Below are 24,826 nucleotides of genomic sequence, written 5' to 3' on the forward strand. Positions count from 1 at the left end.
GAGGACGAGGTGCTGGGACCGCTGCGCGAGGGCACACCACGCCGGATCGGACCGTACGAGGTGCTCGCCCGCCTCGGCGCGGGCGGCATGGGCGAGGTGTTCCTCGCGCGAGACGCCGAGGAGGACGCCGGGGACGGCTCCGGTGCCGGGGCCGGCTCCGAGGACGGGCGCAGTGACGGTGCCGCGGGCGGTTCCTGGGACGGGCGCAGTGACGGTGCCGCGGGCGGTTCCGGTGCCGCCTCCGTGGGTCGTCTCGCGCGTGGGCGCTTCGTCGCTCTCAAGACCGTGCGGCGCGATGTCGTCGGGGAGCCCGCCTTCCGGGACCGTTTCCGGCGGGAGATCCGGGTCGCCTCGCTCATCGACAGCCCCTACGCCGCCGCCCCCGTCGGTGGTGATCCCGACGCCGAGGTGCCCTGGCTGGCCACCGCGTACGTCCCCGGGCCCAGCCTCTCGCAGGCCGTGCGGCGCGGCGGGCCGCTGCCCGTCGCCACCGTCCGGGCGCTCGGCGCGGACGTCGCCCGGGCCCTCGTCGACCTGCACGCGGCCGGGGTCCTGCACCGGGACCTCAAGCCCGGCAACGTCATGCTCTCCGTCGACGGCCCCCGGCTCATCGATTTCGGCATCGCCCGCAGCAGCACCGCCACCACCATGACCGCGACCGGTCTCATGGTCGGGACCCCGTCGTTCATGTCGCCCGAGCACGTGGCCGGCGCCCGCCGGGTCACGGCCGCGTCCGACGTGTTCTGCCTCGGCTCGCTCCTCTGTTACGCGGCGACCGGCGAGGACCCCTTCGGCGACGGCCCCCTCGCCGCCGTCCTGTACCGGGTCTCGCAGGCCGAGGCCGATCTGTCCCGCGTCCCGGAGGAGCTGCGCGGGACGGTCGCCGCCTGCCTGGCCGTGGACCCGGCGGACCGGCCGAAGCCGGAGGCGCTCGTCGGGCTGCTCGGCACCGGGGCCGCGAAGGTCTTCCCGTGGCCGGAGGGCGTACGGGACCACATCGGCGAGTACGGCAGGGAGCTCGCCCAGCTCGTCGCCGCGGGCGGGCCGCTCCTGGAGGCCGCGCCCGTCGCGTCCGGGCCCGTCGTCACGCCGGCGGTCCCCGGGCTGCACTCCGTACCGACGCTCGCGCCCGTGTCCGCGCACACCGCGCCCGCCACGCCCGCCGCCGGAGCGCCCCGGAAGCGGCGGAGGCGCGCGCTCGCCGCCGCCCTCGCGCTCGCCGTCGTCGCCGGCGGGCTCGGCGCGTACCTCCTGTGGCCCGATCCGACGACGCCGCCGCAGGCGCCCGCGAAGGCCGCCGGACCCCGCGTCCCCGGCGTGAGCGACCGAGGCCCCGCCGACGCCTCGGGCGTCGTCGCGCAGAACGCCGCCCAGCGCCCGGCCGGCTGGCAGCCGTGGCGGGCGCAGCTGACCGCCCCCGCGTTCGGCTGCTCGGCCGGGGAGAAGGCGCTGGTGTGCCGGACGACCGACGGGCGCTACGAGGCCCTCGACCCGGCGAACGGGAAGCGGCTGTGGAGCGCGGACCTGGTCAAGGACCCCCGCGACGACATGAGCTTCATCGGGCCCACCGGCGGGATCTTCATCGCGGGCACCACGAACGTCCCCGCCGTCCACGGCGACTCCGTCGTGCTGCACTCCGACGGGCGCCTCCAGGTCCGGGACGCCCGCAGCGGCACGGTGCGCTGGGAGAAGGCGAACACCGCGCAGGCCGGGATGCGCACCCAGCCCGTCGTCGGCGACGGCACGGTCTTCGTCCCGACCGGCGGCGAGGACAAGGACCGGATGACGGCCTTCGCTCTGGCCGACGGCCGGCAGCTGTGGTCCAAGTCGCTGACCAACGCCGACCTCGCGCGGGGCGGGTTCCGCGACTTCGAGCCCGTCGCCTACGCGAACGGTCTCGTCTACGCGCTGAGCGACGGCGGCTTCGTGTCGTTCGACGCGAAGAACGGACAGCAGCGCGGCCAGGTCCCGCCGGAGGCCAAGAACTGCGCCAGCCTCCACGTCCAGGGGAAGTACGCCTACTGCGCACCGCTCGACGCCAGGAACGAGTCCCCGCTCGCGCTGTACCGCCTGGACGCCACGACACTCGCCCCGGTGGGCAGCGGCAAGCTCCCCGTGCCCGCCGCGGTCGCCGGGTCGGGTGCCTGGCCGACCGCCCTGTCCGCCCACGACGCCGTCGTCCTCGACAGGGGGGCCATGAGCTGGGCCGACTGGGGAACGACGAGCGCGCCCGAAGGCGTGTTCGTCCTCGACCCGGCCACCGGCAAGGCCCTCGGCCACTACCCCCTCCCCCCGCTCGCCTCCGCCGACGGGAGGCAGCAGCTCGTCTCCGACCCGCTGATCGCGGGGAACGCGCTCGTGTACGCCGACTTCTCCGCCCTGCACGTGGTGCCGCTGGGGAGGGACGGCACCCCCGGCAAGGAGCGCGCCGTGCCCGTGCCGGGCGCTCCCGGGCCCCGCGCCAGGGACCCGTACGACCGCGTGAACAGCACCTATCTGGACCGGGAGATCCGGCCGCCGGTGGTCCTGCCGCTCGGCGGGGTCGCCCACGTCGTGTACGACACCGGGGCCGTCGCCTCCGTCGCGCTGCCCGGCGAGAAGGAGTAGCCCCCGTGCTGGAAGCACTGCCGCCGGGCCCCCCGCGGCTCCACGGCCCCTATCTGCTGCTCGCCCGCCTCGGCGCCGGAGGCATGGGCGAGGTGCATCTCGCCTGCCGTGCGGACGCGCCCACGGCCGATCCGTACCGGATGGTCGCGGTGAAGACCGTACGGGACGACCTGGAGGTCGACGGGGACTTCAGGACCCGCTTCCGGCGCGAGATCGCGGCCGCGCGGACCGTGGACGGGCCGGGGGTCGCGCGGCTCGTCGACGCGGACGCGGACGCGGACTCGCCGTGGCTGGCGACCGAGTACGTGCCGGGGCCCTCGCTCGCGGAGGCCGTCGTGCGGTCCGGGGCGCTGCCCGCGGCGACCGTCCGGGCCCTCGGGGTCGCCCTCGCGCGGGCGCTCGCGGGCGTGCACGCGGTGAAGGTGCTGCACCGGGACCTCAAGCCGGCGAACGTGCTGCTCGCCGCGGCCGGGCCGAAGCTGATCGACTTCGGGATCGCGCAGGCCTTCGAGGCGACGGCGCTGACCTCGACCGGTCTGGTGGTGGGCTCCCCCGGCTTCATGTCGCCGGAGCACCTGGTGGGCAGCCGGGCGGTGGTGCCCGCGTCGGACGTGTTCTGCCTGGGCGCCGTCCTCGCGTTCGCGGCGAGCGGCCGGGGGCCGTTCCACGACGACGAGATGGCGGCCGTGATCTACCGGATCAGCCGGGCCGAGGCCGAGCTCGACGGGGTTCCGGCGGAGCTGCGGCCGGTCCTGGAGCGGTGTCTGCGGCTCGACCCGGCCGAGCGGCCCTCTGCCGCGGAGCTCGTGGAGCTGCTGGGCGGCGGCGGGCCCGAGGTGTTCCCGTGGCCCGGCGCGGTGCTCTCGCTGCTCGCCGAGTACGGGGAGGCGGCCCGGAGCGCCGGGGAGGCGGCGGCCTCCGGCGCGGGCGTGGCCGAGCTGCCGACGCTCGGGCCGGTCGTGCCGTACTCCCCCACCGCGATGACGGAGCGGCCGGTGCCGGCCGCTCCGCCCGCGCAGCGGCGCCGGCCGTGGGGCGCGCTGGTCGCGGGCGCGGTGGCGGTGGCCGTGGTGGCGACCGGCGGCGTGGTGCTGCTCGACCGGAACGAGGGGACGGGCGGTACGGCCACGGGCGGGGTCGCCGGGCCGCCGAGCAGCGGCGCCGGCAGCTCGGCGCCGGTCGCCGCGCTGAGCCGGGTCGTCCTGCCGTACGGCGGCACGGGCCACACCCATGACTTCGGCGAGGTCGGCGCGGACCGCGCCCACCGTCCGGCCGGCTGGTCGCCCTGGTCGGTGGAGACGGACATGCCGATCGGTGCCTGCGCGCTCGCCCCGGAGGTCCTCGTGTGCGGGGGCGCGGGCGGCTCGGCCGTCGGGCTGCGCGCCTCGGACGGCAAGCGGCTGTGGACGGTGCCGGGCCGGCGCGACACCTCGCCGGTCGGCCCCGGGTACCCGGCGATCGTCGACGACGCGGTGTATCTGACGGACGAGTACGGCATCAGCGCGTACGGTCTCGCGGACGGCGGGGCGCGGGGCAGGATCCCGGTGCCGGACGGCGGCTGGGGCGTGAAGAGCGCGGACCTGGTGGACGGGGTCCTGTACTCCTCGTACTTCGACGTGCGGGAGGACGGGCAGGGGCTGGTGGCCGCCGTGCGCCTCAAGGACCGCAAGCTGCTGTGGCGCACTCCGGTCGACGGGGTGCCGGAGCAGCTCGTCGTGGGCGGCGGGCGGGTCTTCGTGGCGATGGGCTCCGAGCGGCCGGTCGCGCTGGACTCCGGTACGGGTCGGGTGGTGGGCCGGGCCGGGGAGCCGTGCGCCGCGCTCGCCGTGCACGAGAAGAGCGCGAGCGTGCTCTGCACGGGCCTGCAGGACGCGGCGGTCACCGTCCTCGACGCCGGGACCCTGGCCCCGCGGCACCGGTTGGGGACCCGGGCGGTGGCCCCGGTCGCGGTGAACGGGAAGGGGCTGGTGGCCGTCCTCGGCGAGACGGGCGCGCTCGTCACGTACGACGTGAAGAGCGGCGAGCGGCGGTGGGTCGTCCCCGACGTGACGGCGAAGCGGGTCTACTTCGCGGGCGACCGGCTCCTCACGGTGAACGAGGACCGGGTGACCTCGTACCCCGCGACCGGGCCCGTCGGCGCGAACGGCTCCGAGGACTACCGGCCCAAGTTCCCGGACGGCGCCGAGGAGCCGGAGTTCCCGGCGGAGGCGCTCGCCGCAGGCGGGGCGGCGTTCCTCGCCTTCCCCGAAGGACAGGTGGTCTCCGCCTACCTGCCCTGAGTTCCGCCCGAGTTCCGCTCATGCCGTCGCCGAGCGGTACTTCCGTACCGACAGCGTCCGGAAGACCGCGATGATCAGGATCGACCAGAGCAGCGACGCCCACACGGGGTGCTGCATGGGCCAGGCGTCGGAGGTGGAGACGCCGGGGTTGCCGAAGAGGACACGGCAGGCCTGGACGGTCGCACTGAACGGGTTCCACTCGGCGATGGGCTGCAGCCAGGACGGCAGGTTGCTGGAGTCCACGAAGGCGATCGAGATGAACGTGACCGGGAAGAGCCAGATCAGCCCGCCCGAGGTCGCCGCCTCCGGGGTGCGGACCGAGAGGCCGATCAGCGCGCCGATCCACGAGAAGGCGTAGCCCAGGAGGAGCAGGAGGGCGAAGGCGCCGAGCGCCTTGGGGACGCCCTCGTGGATGCGCCAGCCGACGAGCAGGGCGACGATCGCCAGGACGACGAGGGTGAGGGTCGTCTGCACGAGGTCGGCGAGGGTGCGGCCGGTGAGGACCGCGCCGCGGGCCATCGGCAGCGAGCGGAAGCGGTCGATCAGCCCCTTGTGCATGTCGTCGGCGATGCCCGCACCCGCTCCGGCGGTGGCGAAGGTGACGGTCTGGGCGAAGATGCCGGCCATCAGGAACTCGCGGTAGACGGTCGGCGAAGTGGAGTTGCCGATCTCCATCGAGCCGCCGAAGACATAGCTGAACAGCACCACGAACATGATCGGCTGGATCAGCCCGAAGACGATCATCTCGGGGATCCGGGACATTCTGATCAGGTTGCGGCGCGCGATCACGAGCGAGTCGTTCACGGACTGGACGATCCCCCCGCGCGGACGCAGGGTGGTCGGCCGGTCCGCCGACCCCAGGGCGGTGGTCACTTCACGGCCTCCTTCCGGCCTTTCCTGCCCCCGGCCGTCCGCTCGCCCCCCGCCTCCTCCTCGCCCCGGTCGGCCACGTGGCCGGTGAGGGAGAGGAAGACGTCGTCGAGGGTCGGGCGGCGCAGGCCGATGTCGTCGATCTCGACGTCGACGGCGTCCAGGTCGCGGATGACCTCGGCGAGCAGCTTGGCGCCGCCGGTGACGGGGACGGTGAGCTTGCGGGTGTGCTCCTCGACGGAGACCTCGCCGTGGCCGACGCCCGCGAGGCCGTAGCGGCCGAGGACGTCCCGGGCGTCGGCGATCATCTCCGGGCCGTGCACGACGACCTCGACGCGCTCGCCGCCCGTCTGGGCCTTGAGCTGGTCGGAGGTGCCGCGGGCGATGACCCTGCCGTGGTCGACGACGCAGATGTCGTGGGCGAGGTGGTCGGCCTCCTCCAGGTACTGGGTGGTGAGGAGCAGGGTCGTACCGGCGGCCACGAGCTCCTTGATGACGTCCCACAGCTCCTGGCGGTTGCGCGGGTCGAGGCCGGTGGTCGGCTCGTCCATGAACATGACCGGCGGGGAGACGACGAGGGCGGCCGCGAGGTCGAGGCGGCGGCGCATGCCGCCGGAGTACGTCTTGGCGGGCCGGTCGGCGGCGTCGGCGAGGTGGAAGCGGTCGAGCAGCTCCCCGGCCCGCACCTTCGCGTCCTTCGCCCTCATCTGGTAGAGCTGGCCGACCATCTGCAGGTTCTCGCGGCCGGTGAGGTACTCGTCGACCGCCGCGAACTGGCCGGAGAGGCCGATCGAGCGGCGGACCTCGTCGGGATGTCGGAGGACGTCGATCCCGGCGACGACGGCCCGCCCGCTGTCGGGGGTGATCAGGGTCGTCAGGACCCGCACCGCGGTCGTCTTCCCCGCGCCGTTCGGGCCGAGCAGGCCCAGGACCGTGCCCTCCGGCACATCGAGGTCGACTCCGTCCAGAGCTCGTACGTCGCCGAAGGTCTTCACCAGACCCTCGGCGTAGATCGCGCCTGGCATGTGGATTCCCCCAGGGAGATTTAGGGCGTTTCCTCCCGATCCTAGGATTGCGGAGCGGCTCCCGCCCAGTGGAGCCGGACCGTCCCGGCGTCCCGGGCGGGCCCCGGGACACCTGTTGGCGTGCTGTTGGCGGGCCGTTGGTCCCGGGGGCGAAGCTGGGGTCCTGGCACGAGTACGACGACGACGGGGAGCTTGAGATGGCGGTCGGCGCACACGGCAGGGGCAGGACCGGCGGGACCGACGGGGCGGGCACGGGCCGGGCGGGGACGACGGGCGGGACGGGAAGAACCGGCGGGGCGGACGAGACCGGCCACCGGGGGTGCGCGGCCTGCGCCGGCGGTGAGCCGACGACGCCCTGGGCCGAGCTCGCAGCCGAGATGCGCCGCATCAAGTGCGCCACCGAGCTGAGCTACGGGCAGCTCGCGCAGCGCACCCACTACAGCCGCTCCTCGTGGGAACGGTTCATGAACCAGAAGCAGTTGCCGACCCGCGTCGCCGTCGAGGAGTTCGCCGCGGCCGCCGGGACGGACCCGCGCCCCCTGCTGCTCCGCCTGGAGCGGTCCCTCGCGCACGAGACGGCCGCGCGTGCGGCGACCGCCGCCCACGCGCGCGCACGGGGCGGGGAGCCGGTGCTCGTCCCGGTGATCCCGGCCCCCCGGCGGGTGCCACGCCGGCCGGACCTCGGGCGGCCGCTGGGTCTGCTCGCGGCGGGGGCCCTGGTCGGCGGCGGCCTGGTGGGCGTCCTCGGCCGGGCGGCCCGGCTCCGTAGGGGACGGTGAGCCGGGCGGCCCGGCTCCGTAGGGGGCCCGGCTCCGTAGGGGACGGCGAGGAGGAGACGTACGCGGGGACGTCAGCCCAGCACCGTGTACCCGGCGTCCCGCAGGGCCTCCTCCACCTCCCGGCAGTGCTCGGGACCCTTCGTCTCCAGGTGCAGCTCGACCTCCGCCTCCGTCAGGCCGAGGCGCGGATCGGTCCGTACGTGGCTCACGTCCAGGACGTTCGCGTCGACCACCGTCAGGACCGCGAGCAGCGTCGCGAGCGCCCCCGGCCGGTCCGTGACGCGCAGCCGCAGGCTCAGGTAGCGGCCTCCGGCGGCCATGCCGTGCCGGAGGATCCGCTGGAGCAGCAGCGGGTCGACGTTTCCGCCGGACAGGACCGCCACGACCGGGCCCCGGAAGGACGTCGGGTCGGTGAGGAGGGCGGCCACCGGGCTCGCGCCCGCCGGTTCGACGACGAGCTTCGCCCGCTCCAGGCAGAGCAGCAGCGCGGAGGAGAGGGCGTCCTCGGAGACCGTACGGACCTCGTCGACGTACTCCTGGATCAGGGCGAACGGCACGTCGCCCGGGCGCCCGACCCTGATCCCGTCGGCCATCGTCACCGGCGACTCGATCACCACCGGGTGCCCGGCGGCCAGTGACGGCGGGTAGGCGGCGGCGCCCTCCGCCTGGACGCCGATCACCTTCACGTCCGGGCGCAGCGACTTCACGGCCAGCCCGATGCCGGCCGCGAGGCCGCCGCCGCCGATGCCGACGAGGACCGTCCGCACCTCCGGGCACTGCTCCAGGATCTCCAGGCCGACGGTGCCCTGTCCGGCGATGATGTCGGGGTGGTCGAAGGGGTGGATGAAGACCGCGCCGGTCTCGTGGGCGTACTCCTCCGCCGCCGCGAGCGTCTCGTCGACCACATGGCCGTGCATCCGGACGTCGGCGCCGTAGTCGCGGGTCGCCGCGACCTTCGGCAGCGGGGCGCCGACCGGCATGAAGACGGTGGCGTGCACGCCGAGCAGCTTCGAGGCGAGCGCGACGCCCTGCGCGTGGTTGCCGGCGGAGGCCGCGACCACCCCGGCCGCCCGCTGCTCGGGCCGCAGCCCGGCGATCCGTACGTACGCGCCGCGGAGTTTGAAGGAACCGGTCCGCTGGAGGTTCTCGCACTTGAGGTGGACCGGGGCTCCCACCAGCGAGGACAGATGGCGGCTGCCCTCCATCGCCGTCATCCTGGCCACGCCGGCCAGCATCTTCTGCGCCCCCCGCACGTCGTCGAGCATCAGCCGGTGCAAGGGGTCTGGCGTACGGAAGCTCATGACAGCAAGTCTCGCAGCTCACGCCCCCCGTGGCCGCCCGGCGGTCAGGCCGTCGGACAGGTTTGCGCAGCGCCGGTACGGACCCCGGCGGGGCCGCGTACTCTGTCCCCCACCGACCGACCACCCCCGCACGAGAGAGACCCACAGCCATGCCCACATCTCAGGACATGACGACTGCGCTCGACCCCGGTCTCCTCGATGCCCTCCAGCACCAGGTGGCCGTCTTCGCCCGCCGTGCCGAGCAGACCCGCCTCGGCGGCACCGGTCAGCTGCGCAACTCCATGGACCGCGCGGCCTACCTCCTCCTCAACCGCCTCGACCAGGAAGGGCCGATGGGGGTGAAGGCGCTCGCGGCGGGCATGGGGATCGACTCGTCGACCGTGACCCGTCAGGTCGCCCCGCTCGTCGACACCGGTCTGGTGAAGCGGACCTCGCACCCCGAGGACGGCCGGGCCGTCGTCCTCCAGCTGTCGCCGCGCGGTCTCGCGCGTCTGGAGGAGGTCCGCTCCTCGCGCCGGCAGCTGATGGTCGAGGTCACGGAGGGCTGGACGCCGGAGGAGCGGGAGTCCTTCTGCACCCTGCTCACCCGCTTCAACACCGCCCTGTCCGCACGGCAGTCGGCGCACACGGGCCACGCGCCCGCCGAGACCCCGTCCGGGACAACCGGCTGACGCACGCGTGACCGGGACGGACTGCGCGCAGACCCCTTGACCCGGCACCCGCGCTGTCCTCAGATGAAGAGGTGCGAGAGCAGCGCGGAAAGGGCGGCGAACCCGCCCACCGCACCCGGGAGTTCGAGGCGTTCGTGGCCGGTGCCGCGGGCCGGCTGCTGCACGCCGCGACGCTGCTGACCGCCGAGACCCGCAACCGCAACCCGTACGCCCAGGCCCTGCTGACCGCGACCCTCGCACACACGTACGCGGTGTGGGACCGTCTGCGCGACGAGGACCCCTACGACCTCGCGCGCCGCGAGCTCGCCGCCCGCTTCGCCCGCACCGCCTGGCGGCACCACGGCGGCCGGGGCGGGGTGCTCGCCGTGCTCTCCCCGCAGGAGCGGCTCGTCGTCGTCCTGCGGCTGTACGAGGGGGTCGCGGAGGAACAGATCGCGGCGCTGCTCGGGCTGTCCGAGGCCCGCGTCCGCGCCGTGTGCGCCCGCGCGGTCGCCACGCTGAGGGCCGCCGAGCGGGGCGCCAGGGGGGCCGCCGCATGAGCCGGTACGAGGACAAGGAGGCGGCCGTCCGGCGGCTGCTCGAGACCCCGCACCCGCCGGTCCCCCGCGATCTGGCGCTGCGGGCGGCCGAGCGCGGGGCCCGGCAGCGGGAGCGGGCCCGGCGGGTGCGGCGGGTGCTGTGGACCCTGGGCGCGCTCGCCGTGCTCGCCTTCGTGGTGTGGGCGTCGACGGCCCACCCGTGGGAGGTCCCACCGGCGGAGACGACACCGCCGCTGGAAGCCTGGTGACGACGACGGAGACGACCCGGCCGCTCGAAGCCCGGTGACGACGGCCGGAGTCACGGCCGTCGTCACCGGCGGAGACTGCTAGCCCAGCGCCTGGCGCAGGTCGGCGAGCAGGTCCTCGACGTTCTCGATGCCCACCGAGATGCGGACCAGGTCGGCCGGGACCTCCAGGGCCGAGCCCGCGACGGACGCGTGCGTCATCCGGCCCGGGTGCTCGATGAGGGACTCGACGCCGCCCAGCGACTCACCGAGGGTGAAGAGCTTCGCGCGGTTGCAGACCTCGACCGCCGCCTCCTCGCCGCCCTGCACGCGGAAGGAGATCATGCCGCCGAAGGAACGCATCTGCTTGGCCGCGATCTCGTGCCCCGGGTGCTCCGGAAGACCCGGGTAGAGGACCTGGGTGACCTTCGGGTGCTGGGTGAGCATCTCGGCGATCTTCTCGGCGTTCTCGCTGTGCCGGTCCATGCGCACGGCGAGCGTCTTGATGCCGCGCAGCACGATCCACGAGTCGAAGGGGCCGGCGACGGCGCCCATCGCGTTCTGGTGGTAGGCGAGTTCCTCGCCGAGCGCCTCGTCCGCGGTCACCAGGGCGCCGCCGACGACGTCGGAGTGGCCGCCCATGTACTTGGTGAGCGAGTGCACGACGACGTCCGCGCCGAGCGCCAGCGGCTGCTGGAGGTACGGCGAGGCGAAGGTGTTGTCGACGACGAGCTTCACGCCGGCCTGGCGGGCGACGCCGGCGACGGCCTCGATGTCGGTGATGCCGAGGAGCGGGTTCGAGGGGGTCTCGACCCAGATCAGCTTCGTACGGTCGTTGACCGCGCCGCGCACCGACTCGATGTCCGAGGTGTTCGCCACGGAGAAGTCGACGCCCCAGCGCTGCACGACCTTGGCGAAGAGCCGGAACGTGCCGCCGTAGGCGTCGTTCGGGATGACCACGTGGTCGCCGGGCACGAGGAGCGTGCGCAGCAGGCAGTCCTCGGCGGCGAGGCCCGAGGCGAAGGCGAGCCCGCGGCGGCCGCCCTCCAGGGCCGCGAGGTTCTCCTCCAGGGCGGTACGGGTCGGGTTGGCGCTGCGGCTGTACTCGTAACCGCCGCGCAGCCCGCCCACGCCGTCCTGCTTGTAGGTGGACACCTGGTAGATGGGCGGGACGACCGCGCCGGTCAGCGGGTCGGCGGTGTTGCCCGCGTGGATCGCGCGGGTCTCGAAGCTCTGATGGGAGTGCTGGTCGCTCATGGGTCAGGAGCGTAGTCCCGCACGCCCCCCGCCGCTTCGTTCGTCTCACCGGGTGTCCTGGACAATGGACACATGGACATTCTCTGGTTCCTGATCGCGCTCGGCCTGCTCTTCGGCGTCCTCGGTCCCTTCGTGCTGCGCCGGCGGGGCGGCGGGGGGATCCGGCAGGTCGCGCCGGGGGCGCCGGACGCTGCGGACCCGGAGGCGTACGGCTTCGTGCGGCAGGAGGACCAGGACGTACGGCTGCCCGGTGCCGACGACGAGCTCCTCCACGTCCTCGACGTCGTGCAGGCCACCCAGGACTGGCGGCCGGCCTCGCGGCTGCTCGCCGCCACCGGCACGGAGGGCGAGGTGCGCTGGCAGCGCGTCCAGGCCTTCGCGGGCGCGGCCTCCCTCGAGCTCCAGGAGCGGCCCGGCGTCGGCGGGGCGTGGCTGCGGACCTGGCGGGCGGAGGCGCCGAAGGACGCGGGCGGTGCTGCGGTGCACGGCGAGTTCCTGGTGCAGCAGGCGTGGCGTTCGTCCTCGGCCGGGACGGACGACTTCCGGATCATCCTGGAGGAGGCCCTGAAGGTCACCGAGGAGGCGGCGCTCCTCGCTCCGGGCGACCCGGTCCCGTACATCACGCAGCTGGCCGTGGCGCGTGGACTCGGCTACGGCCACGAGCAGTTCGACCAGGTGTGGGCGAAGGTCATCGACCGCGCGCCGGAGCACATGGGGGCGCATCTGGCGGCCCTGCACTACTGGTGCGAGAAGTGGCACGGTTCGCGCGAGGAGGCCGACCACTTCGCGACGACGGCAGCGGCGCGCGCCCCGCGGGGCTCGCTGCTCGCCGCGCTGCCGCTGTTCGCGGTCTTCGAGCACGTGCCGGACATCGTGATCGTGCAGGACTTCTGGCGTACGGCGGTGGTGTCCAAGGCGATGGACGGCGCGCTGTACGCGGTCCACTCGGCCCGCCCCGACGACCCGATGCTGGCGCACGTCCGCCACCTCCTCGTCTGGTTCCTGGTGCGCTCGGAGCGCTGGGCGGAGGCCATGCACCAGCTGGTCCGGGTCGACGGGCACGTGGGCGCGGTCCCGTGGACGCTGAGCGGCGACCCGGCGGCGGAGTTCACGGTCTTCCGGAACCTGGCGGTCGCGGGCTACGAGGCGAACGGCGGCAGCCCGGCGACACTGCCGCGCTGACCGTCCGTCCCGTGGGCCGTCGAACCGGGCTCCCCCCTCTGCTCGTACGATGATCGTCACGTCTTTCCCGGGGGGGGAATCTGCCCGATGGGCGCCACTCTGCGCGCGCTGCGCGCTCTCGTCCTGCTCGCCGGCTTCCATCTGCTCGGCCTCGTCCTGCTCGTCCTGCTCGGCGCGCTGGACTGGGTGGCCTGGCGGTGGGCGCCGGCCGTGTGGGCGCTCAAGATGTACGCCCTCAGCTTCGTGCTCGCCGTCCCCGTCGTCCGCGGCATGCTCATGCTCCGCACCCCCCGCGACGAGGGCGTCGCCGGCGTCCCCGTCACCGAGGCCGACGAGCCCCGGCTCTGGGCGGCCGTACGGGAGCTCGCCGGGCTCGTCGGGACCCGGGCGCCCGACGAGATCCGGCTCACCGCCGACATGAACGCCGCCGTCACCGAGGACGCCCGCCTCCTCGGTCTCCTCGGCGGCACCCGGCGCCTGTACCTCGGACTCCCGCTGGTGGCCGGTCTCTCCGAGGCCGGGCTGCGCGCCGTCCTCGCCCATGAGCTCGGCCACTACACCCACTGCGACACCCGGCTCTCCGGCATCACCGAGCGCAGCCGCCTCCATGTCGCCCGTACCGTCGACCGGTTCGAGGAGAAGTCCGGCGACAAGGTCGCCAAGGAACGGGCCCGGCAGGAGCGGAAATCGGCCCGGCGGGTCGCCAGGGGCAAGACGGCCAAGGAGGTCGACACCACCGGCGTCGGCTTCACGTACCGCGTGATGGCCCGGATCTACACGGCGTACGGCCGCTTCTCCATGCGGGCGACCCGGAGCGGCTCCCGCCGCCAGGAGATCGCCGCCGACCTGGCCGCCGCGCGCATCGCGGGCCGGGACGCGACGGCCTCGGCGCTGCGGGCGCTCCCGGCGCTCGACTCGGCGCACGAGTTCTACCTCAACTCGTACGCCACCCTCGGCGTCGAGTTCGGGATGCTGCCGCCGCGCGGCGAGGTCTTCGGCGGGGTGCGTCATCTGCTCGCTGCCCGGGCGGAGGAACTGGCGGGGATGCGCTCCGAACTGCCCACCGAGCCCGCCACGCCGTACGACTCGCACCCGCCGATCGCCGAACGCGTCGCCACGATCGAGTCCCTGCCCGACGACGGCCGCGGAGCGGAGCGGGACCGTCCGGCCTTCACCCTGTTCGCCTCGCCCGAGGAGTCCCTGCGCGCGGTCGAGGACGCCACCCTGACCCCGGAGGCGCTGGAGATGCACCGCCTCGACTGGCCGGACCTGGTCCACGAGTCGATGACGGCGAGGTACGTACGGGACACGGAGGCGCTGCGGGAGGCGATGGGGGACCCGACGGGGGCGGGCGTTGCGCGCGGCCCGGCCGACGGATCCGGCGCGTACGAGGCGGAAGGACTCGGCGCGCTCGGCCCGGCCGACCGGCTCCGGCGGGACGTCGAGGCGTTTCTCGACGCCGTCGACGACGGGACGGTCTGGGGGCTCGTCGAGCGGCTGCCCAAGTCCGAGGAGGCCGCCGCCGCGACCGGCAGGGCGGCACGCGAGTTCGCCCGCTCCTCGCTGCGGCGCGAGCTCGCCCGTCTCCTGACGACCACGCTCGCCGTGGACGGCCGGGCCCGCTGGCAGCTCTCCTGGTCGGCCCCCGCGTCCCTGCTGCTGCCCGACGGCTACGCCGAGGAACTCCCGGCGGCCCTGGACGCGGCCATCGCGGACCGCCCGGACACCGAGCGGCTGCGCAAGCTGCTTGCCGCCGGCTGACCGCCCGTAACCCCGCCCGCCCCCCGTACCGAGGAAGTCACCCGGTGACCGTACTGCTCTGGGTCGTCCTGACCCCGCTCGCCCTCTGCGTGGCCGCCGTCGCCCTCGTCTTCCTCGTCGCGATCGTGCGCGGCCTGGCCAGGGACGTGCGCACGGATCCGGCCACCGAGGAGACCGCCGCCCGGGTCGCCGCGCTCGGTCTTCTGCCCGCCGAGCGGCAGCACACCGAGCTGGCCGCACCGCTGTCGCCGGCCCTCTCGGTGGCGCTCGCGTCCGCCCGGGCCGGCGACTGGGAGCCGGCGGCCGAACTGCTCGCCGCGACGCTGGAGACGCCCGACTGGGAGGGCCGCTCGGCGCTCGCCGAGCGGCTCGCCGATCTGGCCGCCGAGGAGGACGGGTGGCTGCGGGCCTGGGAGGAGGCGCGCCCGGCCGACCCGGGGGCGGCCCTGGTGCGGGCGCGCGGGACGGTGTTCCTGGCGTGGAACGTCCGCGGCGGGGCGCGGGACGAGGACACCACCGCCGAGCAGACCGAGGCCTTCCGCCGGGTCCTGGCCCGCTCCCGGGAGGAGCACGTGCGCGCGGTGGCACTCGCCCGGGCCGACGACCCCTCCCCGTACGTGGCCGAGATCTGGACGGCGCTCGGCCTCGGCCTGCCGCACGAGGAGCTGCGGAAGCTCTGGCGTGAGGTCGTCGACAGGGCGCCGCACCACTACGAGGCGCACTTCGCGGCGCTGCAGTACTGGTGCGCCAAGTGGTGCGGCTCGGCGGAGCTCGCGCGGGCCTTCGCCGTGCGGGCGGCGGCCGGGGCGCCGCCGGGCAGCCTGATGGCGGCGCTCCCGCTGATCGCGCACTTCGAGCACGACACCTCGGACACGACGGACGCCGACCGGACCCCGGAGATGTACGCGGCGGTGGACGCGCTCCTCGCGGACGTGGCCGCCGCCGACCCGGCGCACCCGCGTCTCCCGGAGGCCCGGCACCTGCTGGCGTACTACCTGTGGCTCCAGGACCGGCACGCGGCGGCGATGGAGCAGTTCCGGCTGGTGGACGGCTACGTGGGCGCGCTGCCGTGGCGGTACAAGACGGACCCGGCGGAGGAGTTCTGCCGGGCCCGCGACGACTGCGCGGGGCACGTACCGGACGGGGAATCGGGCCCGTCCCCGCGGCGTTGACAGGACTGCCGAACGTCGAGGAGAGATGCAGCATGTTCCTGTCCCGCACCCCCGTCCTCCCCACCCCCGAGCAGGCCCTGCCCGGCCGGGCCGAGCCGGAGTTCTCCGTCCCGGAGCGCCACACGGTCCTCGGCAACCCGCTCCTCGGCCCGTACCCCGACGGCCTTGAGGTCGCGGACTTCGCGCTGGGCTGTTTCTGGGGCGCCGAGCGCAAGTTCTGGCAGACCGAGGGCGTCTGGACGACCCTCGTCGGCTACCAGGGCGGCTTCACGCCGAACCCGGCGTACGAGGAGGTGTGCTCGGGCCTGACCGGGCACACCGAGGTCGTCCGTGTCGTCTTCGACCCGTCGAAGGTCTCGTACGAGTCGCTCCTGAAGCTGTTCTGGGAGTCCCACGACCCGACCCAGGGCTTCCGCCAGGGCAACGACGTGGGCACCCAGTACCGCTCGGCGGTCTACACCCACTCGCCCGAGCAGGCCGCCACGGCCGAGGCCTCCCGCGAGGCCTACCAGAGGGTCCTGAAGGGCTCGGGCTACGGCGAGATCACCACGACGGTCCTGCCGGCCGACGAGACCCGCCCGTTCTTCCCGGCGGAGGCCTATCACCAGCAGTACCTGGACAAGAACCCGGCGGGCTACTGCGGCATCGGCGGCACGGGCGTCTCCTGCCCGATCGGGGTCGCCAAGGCCGAGTAGGGCCCCCGGGCCCCGGCGTCAGGGCCGGCCGCCGCCGCAGGTCGCCGTCGAGCACCAGCGGCGGCGGCCCGTCGTGTCCAGGAAGAGCCAGCCGCAGTCGTCGCTCGGGCAGGCGCGGAGGGTGAGGCGGCGGGGGTCGGCGAGGAGGTCGGCGGCCGCGCGGGCGGTGGCGAGGAGCGGGAGGCGCAGGCCGGTGGCGGGCGGGAGGCTCCAGTGGGCGAGGCCGTCCTCGTCCAGGTCCAGGGCGGCCGCGCGGGCGGCGGCCTCGGCGAATCCGGCGACCGTGCGGAAGGCGCGGAGGTCGGCGGGGTCGGTCAGGCAGGCGTAGAGGGCGGTGCGGAAGGTCTTGGCCTCCGCGAGGGCTTCGGCGGCCTCGGCCGGGTGGGCGGCCGCCCTGGTCAGGAGGCGGTCCACCGAGAGGTCGTCGGTCAGGGCCTGGTGGCCGGCCCAGACGGCCAGGGTGCGGTAGGTGCGGAGCCAGTCGGAGCCGGGGACGGCGGGGGCGCGGTGCCAGCCGGCGTAGGTGTTGCAGAACTCCAGGGCCGGGTGGCCGCCGGTGGACCAGGGCAGCCACTCCTCGCGGACCCGGACGGCGTAGAGCGGGGCCGGGGGGCGGTCGAGGCGGGGGTCTGCGTTGAGGATGCGTTCGTGGAGCGTGGTGAGGGCCGGGCCCGGTTCTATGCCGAGTTCGGTGACCAGGTGGCCGCGGGTGGCGCGGTGGAGTTCCAGGGCCTCGGTCTGCCGGCCGGCCCGGTAGAGGGCGGTCATGTGGGCGGCCACCAGCCGTTCCCTGCCGGGGTGTTCGCCGGCGAGCGGGGTGAGGTCGGCGAGGACCCGTTCGTGGAGGCCCATGGTGAGCTGGGCCTCGGCGCGCTGTTCGAGTGCGGTGAGGCGGAGTTCGGCGAGGCGGCCGCCGAGCCGGTCCCGCTGGGTGTCGTCGAGGGTGTCGGCGAGGAGCGGGCCGCGCCAGAGGGCGAGGGCCCTGTCGTGGCAGCGGACCTGTTCGCCGGGGTCGGCGGCGAGGGCGGCCCGGCCGGCGAGGTCGAGGAACTCCCGTACGTCCACGGTGTGTTCGGTGACGTCGACGGCGTAGCCGTCGTGCCGGGTCTCCACGGTGACGTCGTACGGCTTGAGCGCGGCCCGCAGCCGGCCGACGTAGGTGTGGAGGGTGGCGCGGGCGCTCTCGGGCGGTGTGCCGTTCCACAGGAGGTCGGCGAGCCGGTCGGTGGGGACGGGACGGCCCGCCTCCAGGAGGAGGAGCGCGAGCAGGCACCGCTCCTGGCGGCGGCTGCCGAGCCGCACGCGGCGCCCTTCGTGACGGGCCTCGAAGGGGCCGAGAAGGGTGAAGTCCATAGTGCCCGTCACCTTAGGCGCCGTGGTCAGGATGTGGTCAGGGGGTGGGGGGAGGCTGACGCCCGTTCACGTTCCCCCTCATCGAGGAGAGTTCTCTTGAAGCGACGGATCTTCGCGCCCCTGGCGGCGGTCGGCGCCCTGCTGACGGTCGCCGCTCCCGCCGGCGCCGACACCCCGAACGACGGCTGGGAGCCGGCGCCCTCCCCCTCCTGGTCCTATCCGGCGGGTGTGCGCTGCGACTTCGCCGTCCAGGGTTCGCCCGTGGTCGACGAGGTCGTGCGCCGCACGCTCGCCACGTACGAGGACGGGACGAAGCTGTTCGAGTACAAGGGCGAGCTGGTGGTCCGGGTCGTGAACTCGGAGACGGGCGCCTCGTACGACGCCGACGCGAGCGGCCGGGCGGTCGTCGAGGTCCGTCCGGACCGCTCCCAGTCCTGGTACGTGGTCGGGCCGATCCTCGCGGGCTTCGGCGAGGGCGGCGGGAACGTGCCGCGCGGCCTCTACACGGTGGACGGCGCCTACACACTGGAGGTCTCCGCCACCGGCTACAAGACGCTGAACCTGATCCACGGTTCGACGGACTCCCTCTGCGACAGGGTCAGTTGACGGCCGCGCGCAGCCGGGCCGCGGTGGCGGCCGCCTCGTACCCCTGCGGGACCCCTTCGACCAGGAGGACGTCGCCGGCCATGTGCCGGGTGCGGAGGGGGATCAGGGCCTGGTAGGGCTCGGAGTCGTACCAGTCGCGGGCGTCCTCGTACGACGGGAAGCCGATGATCACGAGGGCGCCCGGCCAGGTGCCCTCGCGGACCTCGCGGGCGGGGGCGCCGTGGACGAGGAATCGACCGCCGAAGGGGTCGAGGGTGGCCTGGATGCGCTCCATGTAGACGAAGACCTCCTCGTCGAGGACGGGCTTCGGGTGCAGGTTTCCGATGGCGTATGCGGTCATGACGCAAGCGTGCCGGGGCATGCCGTACCGGGTCGATTACCCCGGACGTCATGCCCCGGCCGCGCCCGTGCGTCAGATCGTCGCCGTGTCGATCACGAAGCGGTAGCGGACGTCGCTCTTCACGACACGCTCGTACGCCTCGTTGATCTGGTCCGCGCGGATCAGTTCGATCTCGGCGCCCAGGCCGTGCTCGGCGCAGAAGTCGAGCATCTCCTGGGTCTCGGCGATGCCGCCGATCATCGAGCCCGCGAGGGTCTTGCGGCCGCCGATGAGGGAGAAGAGGCCGACCTTGACGGGCTCCTCGGGGGCGCCGACGTTCACCAGGGCGCCGTCCGTCTTGACCAGGCTCAGGTAGGCGTCGAAGTCGAGCGGCGCCGAGACCGTGGAGATCACCAGGTCGAAGGAGCCGGCGAGCTTCGTGAAGGTCTCCGGGTCGGAGGTCGCGTGGAAGTGGTCGGCGCCCAGCTTGAGGCCGTCCTCCTGCTTGCGCAGCGACTGGCTGAGGACGGTCACCTCGGCGCCGAGCGCGTGGGCGATCTTGACGCCCATGTGGCCGAGGCCGCCGAGGCCGACGATCGCGACCTTCTTGCCGGGGCCGGCCTGCCAGTGGGCGAGCGGCGAGTAGAGGGTGATGCCGGCGCAGAGCAGCGGGGCGGCCTCGTCGAGACCGATGCCCTCGGGGATGCGCAGGGTGTAGTTCTCGTCGACGACGATGTGCGTGGAGTAGCCGCCGTAGGTCGGCTCGCCGTTCTTGTCGAGGGCGTTGTACGTGCCGGTCATGCCGTTCACGCAGTACTGCTCCAGGCCGCGCAGGCAGTACTCGCACGCGCGGCAGGAGTCGACGAAGCAGCCGACGCCGACGCGGTCGCCGACCTGGAACTTCGTGACGCCGGGGCCCACCTCGGCGACGATGCCGGCGATCTCGTGGCCGGGGACCATCGGGAAGATGCCCTCGCCCCAGCCGTTGGTGGCCTGGTGGATGTCGGAGTGGCAGATTCCGGCGTACTTGATCTCGATGAGGACGTCGTGCTCGCCGACGGGCCGGCGCGGCACGGTGGTGCGCTCCAGCGGGGCGTTGGCGGCGGGTGCGGCGTACGCGGGGACGGTGGTCACGTTCGTGGTCATGCGTCCAGCCTGCCGGAGCGCGGGGGCGGTACCCAGCCACCTGCTCTGCCTACGACCGGCGTGCCTACCACTGCCAGGGTCAGGAACGTACGTCCGCCCGTGCGGCCCGGCGGCGATAATGGGGCGGTATGGACCTCAGTGCCGAACTCAGTGAATTCCTGCGCTCCCGGAGGGCCCGGCTGAAGCCGCAGGACGTGGGCCTGCCCGAGTTCGGGCGGCACCGGCGGGTGCCGGGGCTGCGCCGCGAGGAGCTGGCGCAGCTGGCCGGGGTGTCCGTGGCGTACTACACCCGGCTCGAACAGGGCAACGGGCGGAACGTGTCCATGGAGGTCCTCGACTCGATCGCCCGGGCGCTGCGGCTGAGCGACACCGAGCGGGCCCATCTGACGCATCTGGCGAAGCCGACGGTGAAGAAGCGGCAGCGGGCGGCGATCGCCCGTCCGCAGCGGGTGCGGCCGGGGCTCCAGCACCTCCTGGACGCCATGGACGGGCTGCCCGCCTTCGTCCTGGGCCGCCGGGGCGACATCCTGGCCTGGAACCGGATGGCGCGGGCCCTGATGGGCGATTTCGAGGCCTGGGAGCCGGGCGACCGGAACATCGCCCGGATGATCTTCCTCGAACCGAACGCGCGCGATCTCTACGCGGACTGGGAGTGCAAGGCGGTCGAGGTCGTCAGCGCGCTGCGGCTGTACGCGGGCTGCTACCCGGACGACAAGGAGCTCCTCGCGCTGGTCGGCGAGCTGTCGGTGCGCAGCGAGGAGTTCCGCTCGCTGTGGGCGGCGCACACGGTGGCCGACAAGGGACACGGGCAGAAGCGGCTGCGGCACCCGCTGGTGGGCGAGATGACGCTGTCGTACGAGTCGCTGAAGGTGGCCGGGGACGACCCGGACCTGATGCTCGTGACGTACCACGCGGAGCCGGGGACGCCCTCGGCGGACGCGCTGCGGCTGCTCGCGCAGTGGGGCGTGGACGAGACCGTGGACGTACGGAAATGACGTGAAGGGCCCCCTCCCGCGCCGGGAGGGGGCCCTTCTCACGTATCGCTGCGGATCAGACCGCCGAGCCGGCCTTCCACTCCGACCAGCTCAGGTTCCAGCCGTTGAGGCCGTTGTCCGGCTTGATCGTCTTGTCGTTGGAGTTCTTGACGATCACGACGTCGCCGATGAGCGAGTGGTCGAAGAGCCAGGCGGCCGTCTGGTTCGGGTCGCCGGCGCCCTTGACGTCGGCCAGGCCGACGCAGCCGTGGCTGGTGTTCACGCTGCCGAAGATCGACCGCGCGCCCCAGTAGTTGCCGTGGATGAAGGTGCCGGACGTGGACAGGCGCATGGCGTGCGGCACGTCCTTGATGTCGTACTCGCCCTTGCCGTCGTCGTCGGTGAAGCCGACGGTGGCGCCGTTCATCCGGGTCTCCTTGAACTTCTCGGAGATCACCATCTGACCGTTGTAGGTGGTGTTCTCCGGGGAGCCGGCGGAGATCGGGATGGTCTTGATCGTCTTGCCGTCCTGCTGGACGGTCATGGTCTTGGTGGCGACGTCGACGGTCGAGACCTGGTTGCGGCCGATCTTGAAGGTGACGGTCTTCTGCTGCACGCCGAAGACGCCGTCGGCGCCCTCGACGCCGTCGAGGTTCAGCTTCAGCGTGACCGTCGAGCCCTCGGTCCAGTACGCGTCGGGGCGGAAGTCCAGACGCGTGGAGCTGAACCAGTGGCCCACGACCTCCTGGCCGGAGCTGGAGGTGACCGTGATGCCGCTCTGGACGGCCTTCTTGTCGGTGATCGCCTTGTTGAAGTTGATCGAGACCGGCATGCCGACGCCGACGGTCGAGCCGTCCTCCGGCGTGAAGTTGCCGATGAAGCTGTTGGCCTGCGAGACCGTGGTGAACGACGAGTTCTCGTGGGCCTCCAGGCCCTCCGCGTCGGTGGCGGTGGCGGCGATCTTGTAGACCGTGGCCCGCTTGAGCTGCTCGCTCGGCTTCCAGCTGAGCCCGTCGGCCGCTATGTCGCCCTTGACGGAGGCGCCCTCGGCGGAGGTCATGGTGACCTCGGTGAGCTTGCCCTCGGTCACGGTGACCTTGGCGTCGTTGTTGATGGAGGCGTTCTGCGCGCCGTTCTTCGGCGAGATGGTGATCTGCGCCTTGGAGGTCTTCTGCGCGGCCGCCTCGTCGACCTGGGCCTGTGACTGCGGCGTCGCGGAACCGGAGGCGCTGCCGCCCTTGTCCCCGTCGTTGCACGCCGAGAGCACGAGTACGCCGCTGAGCACCGCGGCGGCGGCCGCCAGGCTCCTGCGGCGCTTGCCGACCGTCATCACACGCTTCTCCATCGTCGCCGGTTCCCTGCCAACATCTTCTATGAACGCCCATGACACCCCGTCCGGTTCCGTGACCGGAGGGTTTGTGGGGAACACCACTGATCCACACGCACGGGCGGAGCATCCGGTTCCCGGCGCCGCGGAAAGGCCCCGGGACGGCGTCCCGGGGCCCGCGAACAGGGCGGATTCCGGCCTTACGGCTGGTCGTCGTCTTCCTCGGCACCATCTTCCTCGCCGAGGTCCCACTCCAGCGCATCGGGGTCGTAATCGATCTCCTCGCTGGACCAGGAGGCCTGGACCATCTCGATGCCGGGGACGTCGCGGATCAGGTCGAAGGGCTCGACGAGATAGGCGAGCGCCTCGGCGCTGTCCTCGCGGGCGGCCTCGCGCGCGTGCGCCCGCTCCTCCTCGGGCATGAACTCGTCGGCGTCGATCCGGGCCTCGGCGGCCTCGGTCAGTTCGGCGGGCCCGTCGATCTCCAGGACGACATCGACGCGAAGGCGGACATAGCGTGTGGTCTCAGTTGTGCTCATGGGTCGGAGCGTAGGGGTCCGGAGGGTCTCGGCTTTCCCGCGACCCGCTGTGTTCCGTAGCATCGGCGCACCAGCCAATTCGCGGTTTCCGCAAGGGGGATCGAAATTTCCGTGTCCGCCGCCCGACGCCCACTGCTGACCGCCACCGCCGCGGGGACGCTGCTGTGCGCCCTGTGGTTCGTGCCGTCCGCGAACGCCACCGATCAGCAGGGCGGTGCACGGATCGGGGTGACCCAGGACGCCTCCCTCACGGACGACGGCCGCCTGGCCGAGACCGGGGGCCGGGACACCACGCCGTACCTGCTCGGCGGGACCGGTTTCCTGGGCGTCGGGGCGGGTTTCGTGGCGCTCGCGATGCGGCGCCGGGGCCGCGCCTTCTGACCTCGCACGGACGCGGTCTCCGAGCGCGTACGGCCGCGCCTCACGGCCTCGCACGGACGCGCGCCTCACGGCCTCGCACGGACGCGCGCCTCACGGCCTCGCACGGACGCGCCTCACGGCCTCGTACAGACGCGAGAAGGGCCGCCCCCGGATGCCGGGGGCGGCCCTTTCGTACCTCTCGTCGTTACGCCAGCGGGCCGGTGACCGGCTCCACGGCCGCGACCAGCTTGCCCTCGCGTACGAAGGTGTCGGCGGCGGCCAGGTCGGGGGCGAGGAACCGGTCCGGGCCCGGACCCTCCACGCCGGCCGCGCGCAGGGCCTCGATGACGGCCTGCGAGGCGGGCGCCGGGGTGAGGCCCTCGCGGAGCTCGACGCCGCGGGTGGCGGCGTACAGCTCGACCGCGAGGATCCGGTTGAGGTTGCCGATCGCGGTGCGCAGCTTGCGGGCGGCGGACCAGCCCATGGAGACGTGGTCCTCCTGCATCGCCGAGGACGGGATGGAGTCGGCGGAGGCCGGGACGGCGAGCCGCTTCATCTCGCTGACCAGGGCGGCCTGCGTGTACTGGGCGATCATCAGGCCCGAGTCGACGCCGGCGTCGTCCGCGAGGAACGGCGGGAGGCCGTGCGAGCGGTTCTTGTCGAGGAGCCGGTCGGTGCGGCGCTCGGCGATGGAGCCGAGGTCGGCGGCGGCGATCGCGAGGAAGTCCAGGACGTACGCGACGGGGGCGCCGTGGAAGTTGCCGTTGGAGCGGACCTCGCCGCTGGGCAGGACGATCGGGTTGTCGACGGCGGCGGCGAGCTCGCGCTCGGCGACGAGCCGGGCGTGGGCCATGGTGTCGCGGCCGGCGCCGGCGACCTGCGGGGCGCAGCGCACCGAGTAGGCGTCCTGGACGCGGGGGGCCTCGCCCGCCTGGGCGTGGCCGGTGAGGCCGGAGCCCTTGAGGACGGCCAGCATGTTGGCGGCGGAGGCGGCCTGGCCGGGGTGCGGGCGGACGGTGTGCAGCTCGGGCTCGAGGACCTTCTCGGTGCCGAGGAGGGCTTCGAGGGTGAGCGCGGCGGTGATGTCGGCCGACTTGAAGAGGGTGTCGAGGTCGGCGAGGGCCATGATCAGCATGCCGAGCATGCCGTCGGTGCCGTTGAGGAGGGCGAGGCCCTCCTTCTCCTTGAGCTCGACGGGCGCGATGCCGGCGGCGGCGAGGAGCTCGCCTGCGGGCTTGACCACGCCGTCGGGGCCTTCGGCGTCGCCCTCGCCCATGAGCGCGAGGGCGCAGTGGGAGAGCGGGGCGAGGTCGCCGGAGCAGCCGAGGGAGCCGTACTCGTGGACGACCGGGGTGATGCCGGCGTTGAGGACGTCGGCCATGGTCTGGGCGACCTCGGGGCGGACGCCGGTGTAGCCCGAGGCGACGGTCTTCAGGCGGAGGAACATCAGGGCGCGCACGACCTCGCGCTCGACGCGCGGGCCCATGCCGGCGGCGTGCGAGCGGACGATGTTGCGCTGGAGCTGGGCGCGGAGCTCGTGGCTGATGTGGCGGGTGGCGAGGGCACCGAATCCGGTGGAGACCCCGTAGACGGGCTCGGGCTTGGCGGCGAGCGCGTCGACGATGTCACGGGCGGCGGCGAGGGCGCGCACGGCCTCGGTCGACAGCTCGACGCGGGCGCCGTGGCGGGCGACGTCGATGACGTCCTGCGGGGTCGTGCCGGACGTGCCGAGGACGACTGTCTGCATATCCATATTCAGCACCCTACGGATTGAAGACGTGTATGTCACTAGGCGATTTTGTCACCGTCCCCACAGGGGACGACCCCTTACCGGATCGCA

At 73.6% G+C, this 24,826-nt stretch carries 23 protein-coding genes; 13 read left to right on the forward strand and 10 right to left on the reverse strand.

Annotation, left to right across the window (positions count from 1 at the left end; genetic code table 11):
- Positions 1 to 9: 9 nt before the first annotated feature.
- Together ABT041_RS16105 and ABT041_RS16110 are read left to right on the forward strand one after the other, a co-directional pair.
- On the forward strand, positions 10 to 2,607 hold the full coding sequence (locus ABT041_RS16105) for a serine/threonine-protein kinase (RefSeq protein ID WP_502976495.1): 2,598 nt from the start codon (positions 10 to 12) through the stop codon (positions 2,605 to 2,607).
- Positions 2,608 to 2,612: 5 nt separating this feature from the next.
- Positions 2,613 to 4,886: a protein kinase domain-containing protein gene (locus ABT041_RS16110; protein WP_351184419.1), complete on the forward strand. Its 2,274-nt coding sequence runs from the start codon at positions 2,613 to 2,615 to the stop codon at positions 4,884 to 4,886.
- An 18-nt stretch (positions 4,887 to 4,904) separates the two neighbouring features.
- On the opposite strand, the gene ABT041_RS16115 is transcribed toward ABT041_RS16110, so the two are convergent.
- A complete protein-coding gene (locus tag ABT041_RS16115; protein ID WP_351184486.1) occupies positions 4,905 to 5,747 on the reverse strand; it encodes an ABC transporter permease in 843 nt (280 codons plus the stop codon).
- A gap of 8 nt (positions 5,748 to 5,755) precedes the next feature.
- Entirely contained in the window at positions 5,756 to 6,781 is a 1,026-nt protein-coding gene (locus ABT041_RS16120; protein ID WP_351184421.1) for an ATP-binding cassette domain-containing protein, read from the reverse strand.
- A gap of 197 nt (positions 6,782 to 6,978) precedes the next feature.
- On the opposite strand from ABT041_RS16120, the gene ABT041_RS16125 reads away from it, so the two are divergent.
- Positions 6,979 to 7,560, forward strand: coding sequence for a helix-turn-helix domain-containing protein (locus ABT041_RS16125; RefSeq protein ID WP_351184423.1), 582 nt, complete (start codon positions 6,979 to 6,981; stop codon positions 7,558 to 7,560).
- A 71-nt stretch (positions 7,561 to 7,631) separates the two neighbouring features.
- On the opposite strand, the gene ilvA is transcribed toward ABT041_RS16125, so the two are convergent.
- Positions 7,632 to 8,861 carry a threonine ammonia-lyase gene (gene ilvA, locus ABT041_RS16130; protein ID WP_351184425.1) on the reverse strand — a complete coding sequence of 410 codons (1,230 nt, stop codon included), beginning with the start codon at positions 8,859 to 8,861 and terminating at the stop codon, positions 7,632 to 7,634.
- Between the two features lie 149 nt (positions 8,862 to 9,010).
- Between ilvA and ABT041_RS16135 the strand changes: the two genes are divergently transcribed.
- The 3 genes from ABT041_RS16135 to ABT041_RS16145 all read left to right on the forward strand — a co-directional run bounded on the left by ABT041_RS16135 (position 9,011) and on the right by ABT041_RS16145 (position 10,319).
- Positions 9,011 to 9,532 (forward strand): MarR family winged helix-turn-helix transcriptional regulator, encoded by a 522-nt coding sequence (locus ABT041_RS16135; protein ID WP_351184427.1) that lies wholly within the window; start codon positions 9,011 to 9,013, stop codon positions 9,530 to 9,532.
- A 71-nt stretch (positions 9,533 to 9,603) separates the two neighbouring features.
- A complete protein-coding gene (locus tag ABT041_RS16140; RefSeq protein WP_351184428.1) occupies positions 9,604 to 10,071 on the forward strand; it encodes a sigma factor-like helix-turn-helix DNA-binding protein in 468 nt (155 codons plus the stop codon).
- Complete coding sequence (locus ABT041_RS16145) at positions 10,068 to 10,319, forward strand: hypothetical protein (RefSeq protein ID WP_351184430.1); 252 nt, start codon at positions 10,068 to 10,070, stop codon at positions 10,317 to 10,319. Before ABT041_RS16140 ends, ABT041_RS16145 begins: the two co-directional genes overlap by 4 nt.
- 78 nt (positions 10,320 to 10,397) lie before the next feature.
- Here the strand turns inward: ABT041_RS16145 and ABT041_RS16150 are convergent, their stop codons facing one another.
- Entirely contained in the window at positions 10,398 to 11,552 is a 1,155-nt protein-coding gene (locus ABT041_RS16150) for a cystathionine gamma-synthase (RefSeq protein ID WP_351184432.1), read from the reverse strand.
- Positions 11,553 to 11,624: 72 nt separating this feature from the next.
- Between ABT041_RS16150 and ABT041_RS16155 the strand changes: the two genes are divergently transcribed.
- The 4 genes from ABT041_RS16155 to msrA all read left to right on the forward strand — a co-directional run bounded on the left by ABT041_RS16155 (position 11,625) and on the right by msrA (position 16,362).
- Positions 11,625 to 12,734, forward strand: coding sequence for a hypothetical protein (locus ABT041_RS16155; RefSeq protein ID WP_351184434.1), 1,110 nt, complete (start codon positions 11,625 to 11,627; stop codon positions 12,732 to 12,734).
- 87 nt (positions 12,735 to 12,821) lie between these two features.
- Positions 12,822 to 14,495, forward strand: coding sequence for a M48 family metallopeptidase (locus ABT041_RS16160; RefSeq protein WP_351184436.1), 1,674 nt, complete (start codon positions 12,822 to 12,824; stop codon positions 14,493 to 14,495).
- A gap of 44 nt (positions 14,496 to 14,539) precedes the next feature.
- Positions 14,540 to 15,667 (forward strand): hypothetical protein, encoded by a 1,128-nt coding sequence (locus tag ABT041_RS16165; protein ID WP_351184438.1) that lies wholly within the window; start codon positions 14,540 to 14,542, stop codon positions 15,665 to 15,667.
- 32 nt (positions 15,668 to 15,699) lie between these two features.
- Positions 15,700 to 16,362: a peptide-methionine (S)-S-oxide reductase MsrA gene (gene msrA, locus ABT041_RS16170; protein WP_351184440.1), complete on the forward strand. Its 663-nt coding sequence runs from the start codon at positions 15,700 to 15,702 to the stop codon at positions 16,360 to 16,362.
- Between the two features lie 18 nt (positions 16,363 to 16,380).
- On the opposite strand, the gene ABT041_RS16175 is transcribed toward msrA, so the two are convergent.
- A complete protein-coding gene (locus tag ABT041_RS16175; protein WP_351184442.1) occupies positions 16,381 to 17,715 on the reverse strand; it encodes a BTAD domain-containing putative transcriptional regulator in 1,335 nt (444 codons plus the stop codon).
- A gap of 96 nt (positions 17,716 to 17,811) precedes the next feature.
- Here ABT041_RS16175 and ABT041_RS16180 point away from each other — a divergent pair, with 96 nt between their 5' ends.
- On the forward strand, positions 17,812 to 18,321 hold the full coding sequence (locus ABT041_RS16180) for a hypothetical protein (RefSeq protein WP_351184444.1): 510 nt from the start codon (positions 17,812 to 17,814) through the stop codon (positions 18,319 to 18,321).
- Here ABT041_RS16180 and ABT041_RS16185 read toward each other — a convergent pair.
- Positions 18,314 to 18,661 carry a DUF1330 domain-containing protein gene (locus tag ABT041_RS16185; RefSeq protein WP_351184446.1) on the reverse strand — a complete coding sequence of 116 codons (348 nt, stop codon included), beginning with the start codon at positions 18,659 to 18,661 and terminating at the stop codon, positions 18,314 to 18,316. The two genes, ABT041_RS16180 and ABT041_RS16185, sit on opposite strands and share 8 nt — an antisense overlap.
- A 72-nt stretch (positions 18,662 to 18,733) precedes the next feature.
- Positions 18,734 to 19,786, reverse strand: a complete 1,053-nt coding sequence (locus tag ABT041_RS16190; RefSeq protein ID WP_351184448.1) for an NAD(P)-dependent alcohol dehydrogenase — start codon at positions 19,784 to 19,786, stop codon at positions 18,734 to 18,736.
- 128 nt (positions 19,787 to 19,914) lie between these two features.
- On the opposite strand from ABT041_RS16190, the gene ABT041_RS16195 reads away from it, so the two are divergent.
- A complete protein-coding gene (locus tag ABT041_RS16195; RefSeq protein WP_351184450.1) occupies positions 19,915 to 20,781 on the forward strand; it encodes a helix-turn-helix domain-containing protein in 867 nt (288 codons plus the stop codon).
- 55 nt (positions 20,782 to 20,836) lie between these two features.
- On the opposite strand, the gene ABT041_RS16200 is transcribed toward ABT041_RS16195, so the two are convergent.
- The gene (locus tag ABT041_RS16200) at positions 20,837 to 22,105 is read right to left on the reverse strand and encodes a L,D-transpeptidase (RefSeq protein WP_351184452.1); all 1,269 of its coding nucleotides are present in this window, start codon (positions 22,103 to 22,105) and stop codon (positions 20,837 to 20,839) included.
- A gap of 182 nt (positions 22,106 to 22,287) precedes the next feature.
- Positions 22,288 to 22,626 carry a hypothetical protein gene (locus ABT041_RS16205; RefSeq protein WP_351184454.1) on the reverse strand — a complete coding sequence of 113 codons (339 nt, stop codon included), beginning with the start codon at positions 22,624 to 22,626 and terminating at the stop codon, positions 22,288 to 22,290.
- A 111-nt stretch (positions 22,627 to 22,737) separates the two neighbouring features.
- On the opposite strand from ABT041_RS16205, the gene ABT041_RS16210 reads away from it, so the two are divergent.
- Positions 22,738 to 23,007 (forward strand): hypothetical protein, encoded by a 270-nt coding sequence (locus tag ABT041_RS16210; protein ID WP_351184456.1) that lies wholly within the window; start codon positions 22,738 to 22,740, stop codon positions 23,005 to 23,007.
- A gap of 184 nt (positions 23,008 to 23,191) precedes the next feature.
- Here ABT041_RS16210 and hutH read toward each other — a convergent pair whose 3' ends face one another.
- Positions 23,192 to 24,733, reverse strand: coding sequence for a histidine ammonia-lyase (gene hutH / locus ABT041_RS16215; RefSeq protein WP_351184488.1), 1,542 nt, complete (start codon positions 24,731 to 24,733; stop codon positions 23,192 to 23,194).
- Positions 24,734 to 24,826 lie beyond the last annotated feature (93 nt).

Origin of the sequence: Streptomyces sp. NPDC002825, from assembly GCF_040295385.1 — a bacterium.
GTDB lineage: Bacteria > Actinomycetota > Actinomycetes > Streptomycetales > Streptomycetaceae > Streptomyces.